The sequence below is a fragment of the Lysobacterales bacterium genome, from assembly GCA_016703225.1.
Taxonomy (GTDB): domain Bacteria; phylum Pseudomonadota; class Gammaproteobacteria; order Xanthomonadales; family Ahniellaceae; genus JADKHK01.
This window is the reverse complement of the sequence record JADJCM010000002.1, coordinates 531,997-546,710: the sequence shown is the minus strand read 5'-3', so window position 1 is coordinate 546,710 and position 14,714 is coordinate 531,997. Positions and strand designations below refer to the sequence as shown.

The 14,714-nt window shown below is 67.5% G+C and carries 13 protein-coding genes; 6 read left to right on the top strand and 7 right to left on the bottom strand.

The genetic code is table 11. The features are described from left to right. Position 1: 1 nt before the first annotated feature. Entirely contained in the window at positions 2-946 is a 945-nt protein-coding gene (locus tag IPG63_11065) for a lytic transglycosylase domain-containing protein (protein MBK6727786.1), read from the bottom strand. Here IPG63_11065 and miaB point away from each other — a divergent pair. The 4 genes from miaB (at position 867) to IPG63_11045 (ending at position 3,750) form a co-directional block, all read left to right on the top strand. Further along, positions 867-2,219, top strand: coding sequence for a tRNA (N6-isopentenyl adenosine(37)-C2)-methylthiotransferase MiaB (gene miaB, locus IPG63_11060; GenBank protein MBK6727785.1), 1,353 nt, complete (start codon positions 867-869; stop codon positions 2,217-2,219). The genes IPG63_11065 and miaB overlap by 80 nt on opposite strands. After that, positions 2,216-2,785, top strand: coding sequence for a tyrosine-protein phosphatase (locus IPG63_11055; GenBank protein ID MBK6727784.1), 570 nt, complete (start codon positions 2,216-2,218; stop codon positions 2,783-2,785). The genes miaB and IPG63_11055 overlap by 4 nt, the downstream gene beginning before the upstream one ends. A gap of 88 nt (positions 2,786-2,873) precedes the next feature. After that, positions 2,874-3,503: a methyltransferase domain-containing protein gene (locus IPG63_11050; protein ID MBK6727783.1), complete on the top strand. Its 630-nt coding sequence runs from the start codon at positions 2,874-2,876 to the stop codon at positions 3,501-3,503. Positions 3,504-3,555: 52 nt separating this feature from the next. Beyond that, positions 3,556-3,750 carry a hypothetical protein gene (locus IPG63_11045; GenBank protein ID MBK6727782.1) on the top strand — a complete coding sequence of 65 codons (195 nt, stop codon included), beginning with the start codon at positions 3,556-3,558 and terminating at the stop codon, positions 3,748-3,750. A gap of 35 nt (positions 3,751-3,785) precedes the next feature. On the opposite strand, the gene IPG63_11040 is transcribed toward IPG63_11045, so the two are convergent. The 4 genes from IPG63_11040 to IPG63_11025 all read right to left on the bottom strand — a co-directional run bounded on the left by IPG63_11040 (position 3,786) and on the right by IPG63_11025 (position 7,883). Then, a complete protein-coding gene (locus tag IPG63_11040) occupies positions 3,786-6,047 on the bottom strand; it encodes a protein kinase (GenBank protein MBK6727781.1) in 2,262 nt (753 codons plus the stop codon). 3 nt (positions 6,048-6,050) lie between these two features. Beyond that, complete coding sequence (locus IPG63_11035; GenBank protein ID MBK6727780.1) at positions 6,051-6,197, bottom strand: hypothetical protein; 147 nt, start codon at positions 6,195-6,197, stop codon at positions 6,051-6,053. Next, the gene (locus IPG63_11030; protein ID MBK6727779.1) at positions 6,194-7,219 is read right to left on the bottom strand and encodes a DUF1016 family protein; all 1,026 of its coding nucleotides are present in this window, start codon (positions 7,217-7,219) and stop codon (positions 6,194-6,196) included. Before IPG63_11030 ends, IPG63_11035 begins: the two co-directional genes overlap by 4 nt. Positions 7,220-7,325: 106 nt before the next feature. Next, a complete protein-coding gene (locus tag IPG63_11025; GenBank protein ID MBK6727778.1) occupies positions 7,326-7,883 on the bottom strand; it encodes a sigma-70 family RNA polymerase sigma factor in 558 nt (185 codons plus the stop codon). 86 nt (positions 7,884-7,969) lie between these two features. Here IPG63_11025 and IPG63_11020 point away from each other — a divergent pair, with 86 nt between their 5' ends. Both IPG63_11020 and IPG63_11015 read left to right on the top strand, forming a co-directional pair. Beyond that, positions 7,970-9,406 carry a right-handed parallel beta-helix repeat-containing protein gene (locus tag IPG63_11020; protein ID MBK6727777.1) on the top strand — a complete coding sequence of 479 codons (1,437 nt, stop codon included), beginning with the start codon at positions 7,970-7,972 and terminating at the stop codon, positions 9,404-9,406. 66 nt (positions 9,407-9,472) lie between these two features. Next, positions 9,473-11,560: a hypothetical protein gene (locus IPG63_11015; GenBank protein MBK6727776.1), complete on the top strand. Its 2,088-nt coding sequence runs from the start codon at positions 9,473-9,475 to the stop codon at positions 11,558-11,560. A gap of 60 nt (positions 11,561-11,620) precedes the next feature. Here the strand turns inward: IPG63_11015 and IPG63_11010 are convergent, their stop codons facing one another. Further along, on the bottom strand, positions 11,621-13,993 hold the full coding sequence (locus IPG63_11010) for a protein kinase (protein ID MBK6727775.1): 2,373 nt from the start codon (positions 13,991-13,993) through the stop codon (positions 11,621-11,623). Next, a complete protein-coding gene (locus tag IPG63_11005; protein MBK6727774.1) occupies positions 13,990-14,667 on the bottom strand; it encodes a sigma-70 family RNA polymerase sigma factor in 678 nt (225 codons plus the stop codon). The genes IPG63_11010 and IPG63_11005 overlap by 4 nt, the downstream gene beginning before the upstream one ends. Between the last annotated feature and the right edge of the window lie 47 nt (positions 14,668-14,714).

The following is a 14,714-nucleotide window of genomic DNA, read 5'->3' as shown; positions in this document are numbered from 1 at the left end:
ATCAGGAAGCGCCGAGTCCCGCGGTCTGCTGAGCCTGCTGGTAGCGCTTCATCAGGATCTCGACGCGGTCGACGTAGACGCGGGTCTCGGCATAGGGCGGCACGCCGCCGTATTTCTTCACCGCGCCTTCGCCGGCGTTGTAGGCGGCGGCGGCGAGCTTGATGTCGCCGTCATAGTTCTTCAGCAGGCCGGCCAGATGCTGCACGCCGGCACGGATGTTCTGCGCGCCGTCGTAGGCGTTGCTGACCCCGTACATGCCGGCGGTCGCAGGCATCAACTGCATCAGGCCCTGGGCACCCTTGTGCGAGCGTGCATTCGGGTTGAAGGAGGACTCGGCGTGAATCAGCGCGCGCACCAGTGCGGCGTCGACGCCATTCGCGGCGGCGGCGGCGGCGATCTCGTCGGCGTAGGCGGTGGTATTCAGTCGCGTCGCATTCCAGTTGACGGTCGAGTGCACGTCGCAGGCCGGGCAGGCGTCCACGTAGACCACCGAGTAACCGCCGGCGATCGGCGGCTTCGAGGTGAAATGCACCGTACCCTTGCCATCGATGCGCTTGTAGTAGCGCTCGCCGGTGCCGGGCAGGCGGCTGTTGGTGCTGACGATGTTGATGACGCCGCTCTTGTCCTTGAACACGCGCACGTCGCTGGCGACGACCGCAAGCGGGGCCAGAAACAGGAACGGCAGCAGTCGGATCAAACGGTGCAGTGGCAAGCGTCGAACTCCCTGGACAGCGCTCGGACCTTGCCGGCGCGCCGGAAGTTTCGCCAATCCGCCCGCGATTTGCCAGTGCGTCCGCCTTGACAGCCTACAATCGACCGCCGCCAACCCGTACACTGCGCGGCTTTTTCCGCCCGAGGTTGCACCGATGTCCGGCAAGCTGTTCATCAAGACCCACGGTTGCCAGATGAACGAGTACGACTCGACCAGAATGGCCGACGTGCTCATGGCCGCGCACGGGCTCATGCTCACCGAGAACGAGGCCGAGGCCGACGTCATTCTGGTCAACACCTGCTCGATCCGCGAGCGCGCGCAGGAAAAAGTGTTCTCGCAACTGGGGCGCTGGCGCGAACTGAAGAAGGCTCGCGGAGGGAATGTGATCATTGGTGTCGGCGGCTGCGTCGCGTCCCAGGAAGGCACGGCGATCATCGATCGCGCACCGCATGTCGATCTCGTGTTCGGTCCGCAGACGCTGCACCGACTGCCGGAGATGATCGAGGCCCGACGCGCGACGAACCAGCCGCAGGTCGACATCTCGTTTCCGGAAATCGAGAAGTTCGACCACCTGCCGCCGCCGCGCAAGGACGGCCCGACCGCGTTCGTGTCGATCATGGAAGGCTGCTCGAAGTACTGCTCGTTCTGCGTGGTGCCCTACACCCGCGGCGAGGAAGTCTCGCGCCGCTTCGAGGATGTGATGACCGAGGTGCGCTCGCTTGAGCAACAGGGCGTGCGCGAGGTCAACCTGCTCGGCCAGAACGTCAACGCCTATCGCGGCCAACTCGACGACGGCGAGGAAGCCGACCTCGCCTACCTGATCGAGGCGATCGCCGCCCTGCCCGGCATCGGCCGCATCCGCTTCACCACCTCGCACCCGCTGGAGTTCACCGACCGTTTGATCGACGCGTACGCCAACGTGCCCAAGCTCGCGAACTACCTGCACCTGCCGGTGCAGTCCGGTTCCGACCGCATCCTCGCCGCGATGAAGCGCGGCCATACCGTGCTCGAATACAAGGCGCGCATCCGCAAGTTGCGCGCGGTGCGGCCGGACATCTCGATCAGCACCGACCTCATCGTCGGCTTCCCGGGCGAAACCGAGAAGGACTTCGCGGCGACCATGAAGCTGTGCGAAGACATCGGCTTCGACCAGAGCTTCAGCTTCGTCTATTCGCGCCGCCCGGGCACGCCGGCGGCGAATCTTGAAGACGACACTCCGGAGGCGCTCAAGCTCGAACGCCTGCAACAACTGCAGGCGCTGATCACGGCGAATTCGCAGAAGATCAGCGAGGCGATGCTCGGCACGACGCAACGTGTTCTGGTCGAGAAGACCAGCCGGCGCAACGCGCTCGAGCTGAGCGGTCGAACCGAGAACATGCGCTACCTGAACTTCGTTGCCCCGGAGAGCCTGATCGGCCAGTTCGCCGATGTCATCGTCAGCGACGTGATGGCGAATTCGCTGCGCGGGCGGCTGGCCGTGCCGATGACTGCGGAACTCACCCCATGATCCGCCGCATCCTGCTTCTGCTGATGCTCGCCGCCGCCGCGCACGCAGAGGCGCGCCCGGAAAACTGGGCGCGACCGATTGCGCAGCGCACGCTACCCAACCTGCACCAGGTCAGCCCGGTGATCTACCACAGCGCGCAACCACGCGACGGTGCACAGGCCGCGCTCGATGCGCTCGGCATCAAGTCGGTGATTTCCCTGCGCTGGGGGGAAGATGCGGCGGAGTTGCTGCCGAACGCCAAGCGCATCCACGCACCGATCGAGAGCTGGGATGTCGATCACGCCGAGGGGGTGCGCGCACTGCGGGCACTGCTCGATCCAGCCAACCAGCCGGTGCTGTTGCATTGCCGCCATGGCGCCGATCGCACCGGCACGGTGATCGCGGCCTATCGCATGCTGGTCGAGGACTGGAGCGCGGAAGCCGCCATCGCAGAGATGCGCGAAGGCGGCTACCACTACCACGCGATGTGGAACAACATGATCCGCTTTCTGCGCAAGCTCGACGTGGCGGCGACGCGGCGCGAACTCGGGCTGCCGGAACGCACCGCGCGCGAAAGACCAGCCTGAACGGCGATACGCGTCTTCTCCCGGGCGATCGTTGCACCCGTGGCGCGCCTGCCTGACACTTGCGTCGATTTCCGGGTATGAAAATGGTATGAGAAGACTGCATCTGGGCGGCAAGGTCCGCGTCGCAGGCTGGGAATTGATGAACGTGGTGCCCAGCCCTGAAGTCGATCACGTCGGTGATGCACGCGATCTCTCGCGTTTTGCGGAAGCGAGCTTTGATGAGCTCTACGCATCGCATCTGCTCGAGCACTTCGACTACCGTGATGAGCTTGCGCAGACGCTTCGCGAGTGGTGGCGAGTGCTGATTCCGGGCGGTTTCCTGCGCATCAGCGTGCCCGACATGGAAGTGCTCGCGCACCTGCTGCTCGAGATTCCGAAAGACCGCCAAGCGGAACGCTTTGCGCTGACGCGCATGCTGTTCGGCGGCCATGTCGATGCCTGGGATTACCACAAGGTCGGCTTCACGCAGGACATGCTGGCCTGGTTTCTGCTCGCAACCGGCTACGCCGACGTGAGTCGGGTCGCAGATTTCGGGCTATTCGACGACACCAGCTCGATGCGATTCCTGGGGGTACCGATCAGCCTCAACATGGTCGCAGTGAAGCCGCTGCCAGCAAACGATGTACCGCGGGTCGACCTGGCGCGCATCAGTTGCATCTGCGGCAACGGCCGCCGTTTTCTCGACTGTCACGGTCACGCACGCACGCAGCCCGGCTGAGCGGCAACTACCGGATTGCCACTACCGCGGCACCGCGTCGCTCGCAGCGCCCATGCGTGCACGCAGCGAATTCGCGATCACCAAGGCTCAGCTTCCCCGGGTGCCTGCGCAAGGCGGAAAGCGCTTGCGCAGCAGCGGCTACCACCATCACGCGATGTGGAACAACATGCTCCGCTTTCTGCGCAAGCTCGACGTGGCGGCGACGCGGCGCGAACTCGGCTTGCCCGAGATCGACACGACCGACTGAGTTTGCGACGGCGGAGGCTTCGGCCGCGCACCCAATCAGTCTCGAGTACAGCGATCCGCGCGCATTTCGGCGAGCCGGGCATGCTGGCGCTGCAGGCGCGGTTGCGCGGGCGGTGGGGCGTCGAGGAACACGGCGGCCTCGTCGCAGCGGGCGAGCAGCAGCAGCGCATCACCAAGCAGCAGATCGATGCGCGCCTGGTCGCCGGGCGCTGCGGCAGGGAAATCAGTGGCGGCGAGCGCGCCGATGGCGGCCATCGCCGTGGCTGCGTCTTGCGCCGCCAAGGTGGCCGCGATGCGGGTGAGCGCGATGCTGCGCCGCTCGGGGTGCTCGGATCCGTACTCGGCGAGCAACACCGGCTCGGCGCGTGCGAGGTGGGCGAACGCAGTCGTCGCATCGCCGAGGTCGATCGCCGCCTCGGCTAGCAACCAGTCGGCTTCTGCGATGCGCAGCGGGTCGAACTCGACCGGCGCTTCGTCGATCACCACGCGCATTGCGGTGAAGTCGCGCTGCGCGCCCTCGGCGTCTCCGGCGCGCAATGCCGCCCAGCCCTTTTGGCGCCAGATGTTCTCGCGCGCGGAACGCGGCAGGTCGCCGGCAGCGAGCGCGGAAACCGCTTGCTGGAACAGCTTCGCCGCGCGCTCGCGCTCACCGAGCCGCGACAGCATGCTCGCGACACTGGCCAGCGCATCCGCAGACGCTGGCGCCCGCGGCGCCTGCAGCGCCAGTGCTTCGATGCGGTCGGCGGCGGCGCGCACACCGGGCAGCGCTGCCGGGTCATCGCCGTCGAACGACATCGCCAGCAGCTTGAGGTAGCCAAGGCGCTCGATCGCTCTGATCGCTGGCGCGCGGTCGGCGACCAGCAGCGCTTCCTGCAACACCGGGCGCGCGCGGTCGTCCTGGCCAAGGTTGAGCAGACCGTGGCCGATTTCGCCGAGTGCGCGGAACACCAACTCCGGATTGTCGCCGTGTTCGCGGCGGATGGTCGCGGCCGCCGTCACCAGAAACTCGCTCGCAGTCGGATCGCGACCGGCATAACGCATCGGATTCGCCGCCGCCAGCACTTCCAGCAGCGCACCGACATTGGCCTTCGCGATCGTAGCCTGGCGCCGCGCTTCGATGGCTTCGCTCCAGGCGACTGCAGCGGCAATGGCCAGGCCCGCGATCGCCGCCGACGCCGCAACCACCGCTACCCGGTGCCGGCGCAGGAACGCGCGTGCGCGCAGGCGCCAGGAGCCAATGCCGCTGCGTGGCGCGCGACCGGCCAGCCAGTCGCGCAAGTCATCGGCGAACTGGGCGATTCCGGCGTAGCGCGCCGCCGGCGAGGTGGCCATCGCGCAGGCGACCAGCGGCGCCAACTCCGCGGCCACTTGCGCCCGCTCCGCGGCTTCGAGCAGTGATACATCCAGTGACTCGGCCAGCGGCCGCACCGCGCCACGCACGATCGCGTCCTGCCAGGCCATCGCGCCGGACTCGGCGGCCGCGTAGGGCGACTGCAGCGCCAGCAATTCGTACAACACGACGCCGGCGGCATGCACGTCGGTCAGCGTCGTGGCGCGATCGCCGAGCACCTGTTCGGGCGCGGCGTAGCGCAGCGTCATCGCGGTGACACCGGCGCGCGTCGCGGCGTCGCTGTCGTCATCGACGAGCTTGGCGATACCGAAATCCAGCAGATGCGGCACGTCATCGCCATCGACCAGGATGTTCGCGGGCTTCAGGTCGCGATGCACGACCAGCGCGCGATGCGCATAGGCCACCGCGTCGCAGACCTGCACGAACAGCGCGATGCGCTCACGCAGGCGCGGTCGCCGCTGCCGCACCCAGAGCGCGAGATCGACGCCTTCGACGTAGTGCATCGCCAGCCAGGGACGACCGCAGCCATCGACGCCGCCATCAAGCAGGCGCGCGATCTGCGGATGCTCCAGGCGCGCCAGAATCTGGCGCTCGCGCAGAAAACGCAGATCCAGCCCGAGACCGGACAAATCCCGACGGATCAGCTTCAGCGCCACCCGTTGCGCATAAGCGCCGTCGTCGCGCTCGGCCAGGAACACCTCGCCCATGCCGCCGCTGCCGATGCGGCGCACGATCCGGTACGGCCCGCAGCGCTCGGGCGACGCCGGCGCGGCCAGGTCGCGCACGTCCACCGCGTCCAGCAATTGCGTAAGCGCGGCGGCAAACTCAGGATCACGCGCGCGCCACTCGACCATCGCACCGGCACGCGCCGCCGTGTCCAGTTCGACCAGCGCGTGGAAGGCCTCGCGCAGACGGGCAAACTCGAGATCGGCGGATTGCGTTGTCATCACTCAACCCGCCAACTGCTGGCGCAGCCAGGCCCGCGCCATCGCCCAGTCGCGGTAGACAGTGCGTTCGTCGAGGCCGAGCAGGGCCGGATGACCGAACGACGCGTCCGAGCTGCAACTGCGCAGGGTGACACTGGACGGCGCGCTCATGGATCGCAGATCCCCTCGTGTCGCGGCCAATCGAGAATGTGGCGACGTTCGAGCTCGTTCTGGAGTTCCTCTTCGCTGGGCAGGACGAGGCGGTACTTGGAGGCAAAGAGCTGCTGGCTCTCGCTGAGCACGGAGTAACGGACAAGGGTCTCGTCCTTGTCCGCGCAGAGGATGATGCCGAGCGTGGGGTTGTCACCCTCACCGCGTTTGAGGTCATCGAACATCCTGACATACATGTCCATCTGCCCGATGTCGCCGTGGGTCAGCTTCTTCGTCTTCAGGTCGATCAGGACAAAGCACTTGATGAGGTAGTTGTAGAAGACGAGATCAATGTAGAAGTGAGCCGTCTCGGTGCTGATGCGGAACTGGCGGCCAACGAAGGAAAAGCCACGACCGAGTTCCATGAGGAAGTCGCGCAAGCGGACGACGAGGGCATCTTCCAGCTGGCGTTCGCTGGGTGACGGCTGTTCTGGCAGATCGAGGAACTCGAGGATGTAGGGGTCCTTCAGGAGCTGCTTTGGATTGGCCTCCGGCATTGCCGGAGCAACGGACTCGGGGGCCTGCAGCAGCCGTTCGAAGCTGCGGGTCTCGATGGCCCGCTGCAGGGCGCGGGAAGTCCATTGCTGGCGGGCAGTTTCCTGGATGTAGTAGTCCCTAGCTTTCGGATCGTCGACCCGCATGACGAGGCGCCAGTGCGTCCAGCTCAATTCGCTACGCAGTGCGTAGCGCTTTTCCGCATCGGGGAAGCTCAGGTAGAACTGCCTGAAATTCCTGAGGTTGGCGACGGACATTCCGCTGCCGAGTTCCTCGCCGAGCGCACGCGCGAGATGGCGGATGAGCTGGCTGCCATATTCGGCGCGGGCGGCTCCGCCTTGCTCTTCCTCGACGATACGACGCCCGATGCGCCAGTAAGCGTCCACCATGGCGGCATTGGCTGCGGTGTAGGCCATCCTGCGGGCATCCCGCAGGATGGCGACGACATCCTCGAACAGACGCGATGACTTGGCGGGATGTTCGTTCATGCGTCTGCTCCTTGCAGTCGCCGCGCGCCCCAATCAGTGCCGCGGATGGCGATCACGGGTGTGCCCTTCAAGCGAACCCTGGCCATATTCAATCGTCCTCCATGTCTCAACCCGCCAACTGCTGCCGCAGCCAGGCCCGCGCCATCGCCCAGTCGCGGTAGACGGTGCGCTCGTCGAGCCCGAGCAGGGTCGCGACTTCGCTCACTTCGAGGCCGCCGAAGCAGCGCAGTTCGACCACTTCGGCGACGCGTGCATCGAGCAGCGCGAGCCGGCGCAAGGCTTCGTCCAGCGCCGGAAGGTCGGTGTCGGCATCGATCGGCAGGGCTGCGGCCTCGACCAGTTCGACGCGCTGCCAGTCGCCGCCGCGCTTGTCGCGCGCCTTGGCGCGGGCGCGATCGACCAGTACCTGGCGCATCAACTTGGCCGCGGTGGTGAAGAAGTGCTTGCGATCGCCGATGTCGATGCGGCTGGCGCCGAGCAGGCGTACGAATACGTCATTGACCAGCGCGGTCGGTTGCAGCGTGTCGTGGCCGACGTTGGCGCGCAGCTGCTGCGCCGCGAGCCGGCGCAGGTCGGCGTAGACCAGCGGCAACAGGGCCGCGAGCGCGTCGCCATCGCCCGCGCCCCAGCGTTGCACCAACTCCGTGACCTCGCCCGCCTGCATCCTGCCTCCCGTGCCCACGCCGCGAGTCTAATGTCAGCTCAACCCGGAAACGGCGTATGTCCGCTACAACACCCACGGAGATTGCCATGCGCTCGCTGATCGCCGCACTGCTCACGCTGTCGCTGCCGGTCCATGCCGCCGAGTGGTTCGTCTCCACCAGCGGCAACGACGCCACCGGAACCGGCTCGGTGGCGGCGCCGTTTCGCACACTCGGCCACGTGCTCGACCCGGGGCTTGGCCTGCTCACGGCGGGAGACGTGGTCACCGTGCGCGGCCCGGTCGGCAACAACACCTACAACGAATGCGAGGTGCGCCTGCGCCTGCCGCTGACGCTGCGCTCGCCGCCGGGCGAACGCGCGCATCTCCACTGCGACATCAACACCCTGGACACGGTGACGGTACAGATCGACCCCGACGCCAGCGGTAGCACGCTGTCCAACCTCGAGATCTCGGGCGGCTACTACTACGCGCTGTTCCTGCAGACCGACTGGGACTCCACCAGTAACCCGACCGGCCACGGCGCCTCGAACATCCTGATCGAAGACTGCCGCATCCACGACAGCGGCCGCGACGCGATCAAGATCACGCCGAAGTCGAACGACGTGACCATCCGCCGTTGCGAGATCGATCACAGCGGTCGCCGCTATCCGCCGGGCACACCGCTCGACGACATGAACGCCGAGGGCATCGACAACGTCAACGGCTCGCGCATGCGCGTCGCCGACAGCCACATCCACGACACCGCGACCACCGGCCTGTACTTCAAGGGCGGCGCCAGCGACGTGGTCGTGGAACGCAACCGCATCGAGCGCGCCGGCGCCGCCGGCATTCTGGTCGGCTTCGACACCAGCCCCGAGTTCTTCGACACTGTCGCCAACCCGCTCTACTACGAAGCGATCCGCGGTGTCGTGCGCAACAACATCGTGATCGACACCGGCTACTCGGGCATCGGCCTGTATGCCGCACAGAACGCGCTGGTCGCCAACAACACGCTGATCCGCACCGCCAGCCTCGGCCACGCCGCGCTCTACTTCGGCGTCACGCTGCAGGACTGGGACCCGATCGCAGGCCGGCCACCGAGCGTGAACCCGCGCCTGATCAACAACCTGGTGCTGCAGTCGGGCGGCGACTGCGTCGGCATCCGCTGGCTGGACGAGATCGAACCGGGCGGCCTGTATGGCCTCAGCGGCAGCCCGGGCAGCGACTACAACCGCTTCCACGACAGCACCGGCGCCTGCAACTTTTTCGATACCCGACCGGGCAGCAGCCTCGACAACGGCGGCGGCTTCGCTGCCTGGCGAGCCGAGGAGAACAGCGACGCGCACAGCGCCGAAGCTGCCACTGCCGTCGCCGCTGACGGCCATCTGGTCGCCGGCAGCGCCGCGATCGACGCCGGCACCGTGGTCGCCGAGGTCGGCGACGACATCGACCGCGACGTGCGAACCGCGCCCTTCGACATCGGCGCCGACGAGCGCGATGCGGGTGCCGTGTTCCGCGACGGCTTCGAGTCCACCCTGCGCTGAGAGGCGTCGATGTCGGCTATCGGGCGCAAATGACGCTATGCAGCGAACATCCGCCCGGAGTTCGCCATGCCCTTGCTGCTTCGTCGCCTGCTGCCGATCGCCCTGCTGTTGATCGCCGCCGATGCCGCCGCCGTGGTTCGTCCCTGGCCGGGCAGCGGCATCTGCGCGGGCACGTTCCACGCCTGCGCCAATGGCGCCGACGATGGCGACACCATCGAGATCGTCAGCGCCGCGCCGATCGACGAGGTCGACAATGGCATCAGCAAGGCGGTATCGGTGCGCGCCGGCGCCGGCATCTCCGCGACTTTTGCCGCAGGTCGGCGGCTGCGACTCCAGGCGGGCAGCGCAACGCCATACGATGTGCGCGTCGAGGGGCTGCGCTTTCTCGATGGCGGCATCGAAATCACGGTCCTGACCGCCGGATCGATCACGATCCGCAACAACGTCATCCTCGCGCAGAGCGAGTCGACCGCCATCTTTCTGGTGGGCTTCGGCTACGACGTCCCGGACTACTCGATGAACGTGCTGATCGAGCGCAACCAGCTGCAGGTGGCGCGCGCGGGCGGCAGCGGCGTCAGCGTTGTCGCCCAGGGCCCGGATGTGGTCTTGCAGGCGCGTGTGCTCGACAACCTCATCTCGGCCAAGGGCGACAGTGCCGAGAACGGCGAAGGCTTCGGCCGCCGTGGCATCGCCTTGCAGGTCGAATCAAATGCATCACCCAGTCAGCTGCTGGTCGAGCGCAACCAGATCCTGCCGGATCCCGCACGCGGCGAACTGGCGCGCATGTGCGGCGGCATCTCGATCAATGCCTCCGGGGCGGCGTCGATCCGGACGCGCATCGCCAACAACCTGACGGTACTCAAGGCGGACGGCAACTCGCTCGCCAGCAACCTGTGGATCAACGCCGGCAGCAGCGCCGATGTACGGGCGCGCATCGTCAACAACACCCTGGTCGGTGGCAGGAGCGGACTGCGCATCGGCACCTCCAGCGGCGAAGCCGTGGGCATCGACGCGAGCTTCGCCAACAACCTGCTGCGCGACCATCCCGCGTACGGCGTCATCGTTGCGCCGCTCGGCGCCGGGCGCGCGGTCAGCAACCAGAGCAACGCCATCTTCAACGTCGGCGGCAATGTGTTCACGCCGGGGCCGAACACGATCACCGCCGACCCGCGGACCCAAGGCAGCCATCACCGCCTGGGTGCGGACTCACCGCTGCGCAACGTCGGTGACCTTTCTGCCTACACCAACACCGACCCGATCAATACCGGCCTGGTGCTGCCGATCGACGGCGATGGCATGCGCCGCTGGCGCGAAGCGCAGATCGACATCGGCGCGTTCGAGTACGGCGACTTCAGCAGCACGATCGATCAAGCCATCACCAGTGCGCAGCTCGGCCTGTTCGGCGTCGCTGGCATCGGCGACACGCCGTTCAACCTGCAATTCACCCGCGGCGACGGCCTGCGCCAGGACGGCATCGTGTTGAACGCCCATCCGATCACGCTCGGCCCGATCACCCCCGGTCTGGCGCCCTATCTCTACGCGCAGAACCAGGTCGATGTGCCGGCGCGAGCGGGCTTCCATCTGCTGGTCAGCAGCGGCGGCACCGGCCTCGCAACCCACACCACGTCATCCGCCAACGCGTATGGCGCCACCGGCAGCAGCTTGCCCAGCACGTTGGCCAATGCGCCGGCCGACGCCATCTTCCTGGTCAGCCCGGCCGAGAACGGCAGCGCGCCCGGCCTGCGTCCGGTCGGCGCCGCGCACGTCGGCGGCAGCTGGCGACTGCGCACCACCGACGGCGGCACCCTGGCGCTCGGGCTCCACTTCGCGGTCTACCTGCAGCCGGCCAGCGCCAACGCCTTCGTGCATGTCGCCACGCCGGCCAATCAACCGGTGCCGGCCCTCACCCTGCTCGACCATCCGCGCCTGAATGGTGTTCCCTGCGCCAGCCCGCATGTCTCGGTCGATGCCGGCGGCAGCACACCGGTGCCCTACGTCTCCGCGCATTACGAAACCGGATTGCAACGCTGGTTCATCCAGTCCGAATCACCGAGCACGCCGATCCTGAGCGGCAGCCGATTCTTCGTGCTGGTCGACCCGCGTCTCGCCGAAGATCTCTGTCGCGGCTCGCTGATGAAAGACGGCTTCGAGTGACGTGCGCGCCCCAGCACGCGGGTGAGGACCCGCTCGCTCTGCTTCCGTGTTCCCGAACTCTCAACCCGGACGCGAGCCAACGACTCGACGCTGTCGTTCGCGGCAGCGGACGATGATCGGGTGCTCGTCGCCGAGTCCAGCACTGCTTTCTGCCAGCAGCTCGGCGATCCGCAGGCGCGCGGCATGATCGCCAGTGCGGGCCTGTGCCTCCAACAGCGCACATTCGCTTGAGATCAACAGCGGGTGACGCGCGGGCAACGACTCGCGTCGCGAAGACAGCGCGGCGCGCAGGGGTTGCACCGCAGCGGCAGGATCGCCGCTGCCGAGCAGCGCGGCACCCAGAGTGGACTCGGCATAGGCGCGCATGGAGTGACTGGCGGGCAGCGACTCGCGCGCCGCAGCCGCCACGGGGCGCATCAGGGTTGCGGCTTCCTGGTCGCGACCGGCATCCATCAGCAGGAAGGCGAGCGTACTGCTCACGCGGATCACATCGGCGTGTCCGGCACCGAGGCGCACCTCCAGCTTGGGCAGCAGGCTGCGATATTCCGTCTCCGCGGCGGCGATCGCGCCCAGCGACTCCCTCGCACTCGCGGCATTCACGGCGGCCAACAAGGTCAGCGGGTGCTCGGCGCCAACCTCCGCGTCCAGCAAGGCCCGGGCGCGCAGGTGCAGATCCAGCGCCTCGGCAAACTCCTCGCGCATGCCTTTCAGCACACCGTAGTTGTTGAGCAGTTCGGCATGCTCCGTGGCCAGGCTGGCGTCTCCCGCGAAGGCTGCCAGCGCCTCCCGATAGTCTGCATCGGCGGCGCCGAGCGCTCCCTGACGGCTGTGGATGAATGCGCGGAAAGCCAGCACCCTGGCCCCTTCCAGCGACGTACGCGCACCCACCACCGTCAGCGCGAGTTCGACGTCTGCGAGCGCCTCGTCATAGCGGCCCAGGTCGGCCAGCGTCTGCGCGTGCACGCGCAGCGCCTTCGCCCGCAGCGTCGCTGCGGTATCGCCATCGACCAGCCCCAGCGCGCGATCCGCCTCGCGCTGCGCCGCCTCGGCCAGACCCAACCCGCGATAGGCCTGCGCCAGGGTCAGGCGCAAGCTGATCTCGATCTCCGGCCGCGATGCCAACCCACTGCCGAGCGTCGCCGCGGCACCGTCGAGCAATTCCGCAGCGCTTGGCGCATGCCCGATCACGCGCGGATCGGCACTGGCCAGCATTCGCTCCAGCCACGACTGCACTTCGCGCGCAGCGTCGCGCTCGCGCACTGCGTCCGCGGTCGCCCGCGTCGCGCGCTCGGCGTTGCGCCAGGCGATGGCGGTCAACGCAGAAAGCGCGAAGAACACGCTTGCGGTCAGCGCAAGGCCGAGACGATGGCGCCACAGAAATCGGGCCAGCCGATAGCTCGGGGTCGCGGCACGCGCGCGCACCGGCAGGCCGTCGAGCAGGCGCTGCAGATCCTCGGCAAACTCGGCGCAACTGCGATAGCGGTCGGCGGACGACTTCGCCAGCGCCTTGCCGAGGATGTGGTCGTAGTCGCGTGGCAGCTTCGGTGCCAGCGTGCTCGGTCGCGCTGGCATGACTTCGCAAATCGTGCGCTCGACCTCGCTGGCCGTAGCCTTGCCGAACGCGTAGGGTCGTCGGCCGGTCAGCAACTCGTACAGGACGACACCGAGCGCGTAGACGTCGCTCGAGGTATGCAGGGTCAATCCGCGCACCTGTTCGGGGCTGGCGTACTCGGGCGTCATCGGACCCGGCCCGGTGAGGGTCAGGCCGCGCTGGCCCTCGCCGATCAGCTTGGCGATGCCGAAGTCGAGCAGCTTCGGCCGACCGTCGCTACCGACCAGGATGTTGCTCGGCTTCAGGTCACGATGCAGCACCAGTCTTGCGTGCGCGTACTGGACCGCGGCGAGCACCTCGATCATCAACCTCGTGCATGCCTGCGGCGACAGCGTTGCGCGCTTCGCGTAATCGGTCAGCGGCAAGCCATCGACGTATTCCAGGACCAGATAGGGCGCCCCATCCGCACCGGTGCCCGCATCGAGCAAGCGCGCGATCGCCGGATGGTCGAGTCCCGCCAGGATGCGCCTTTCCAGCTCGAAGCGCTGGCGCAGGTCCGGAGCATCCCAGCGCAGCAACTTGAGCGCGCCTTGTGGCGCCGTTGCATCCTGCACCGACGCGGCCAGATAGACCGTGCCCATGCCGCCATCGCCGATCCGCCGCAGCAATCGCCAGGGACCCACTTGCTGGCCTTCGCGCTGCGGTTCAAACGAAATCGGCCGGGCGATGAAGTGCCCGGCACGACGGTCGGCGTCGAGCAGCGCGCGCACCTCGGCGATCAGGTCGACGTCATCGCCGCACGCGCTGGCCAGGAACGCGTCCGGATCGGACCGCTCGACCACCTCTTCGAACAGGGCGAGTGCGCGCTGCTCGCGATTCATGCGGCGCTGTCGCTCAGGCAGCGATACAGGAATGCACGCGCGCCGCGCCAGTCGCGGTGCAGGGTAGCGCGCGACACGCCAAGCGCGTCACCGATCTCTTCGAAATCCAGCCCGGCGAAGACCCGCAGCTCGACCAGCTGCGCCTTGCGCGGATCGACCTGTTCGAGTCGCTCCAGCGCCTGCTCCAGCGCCAGCAGATCGACGGGTTCAGGACTGGCTGCGAGATCGAGCCGCGACAGGTCGACGCGCTCGCCACCGGCGCGCTTGTCGGTGGCGGCGGCGCGCGCATGGTCGATCAGGATCTGGCGCATCAGTCGTGCGGCGCCGGCGACGAAGTGCCGACGGTCCTGCCAGTCTGCCGGGCGCACCTGCGCGAGGCGCAACCAGGCTTCGTGGACCAGCGCCGTCGGCTGCAGCGTGGACGCGCCGGACTCGCGACGCAGCGCGCGCGCGGCCACTTGGCGCAGTTCCTGATAGACGGCCGGCAACACCGCAGCGAAGGCCTCGCCCTGCCCGCCGCGCCACAGTTTCAGCCAATCGGTCACTGGCGCTTCGATGTCGCACCTCCGCTGAACAATTTGTTGCCGTGGCGATTGTGCGCGCTTCGCGACAGGGCGGAAAGCGCTGCCGCGACCTCGGGCGGGTGCCCTCCGCCGAGCAATTGTCAGGCACATGAGACATTTCGGCGCCTCGCCACGCATCCATGGGACAGAGGGTCGTC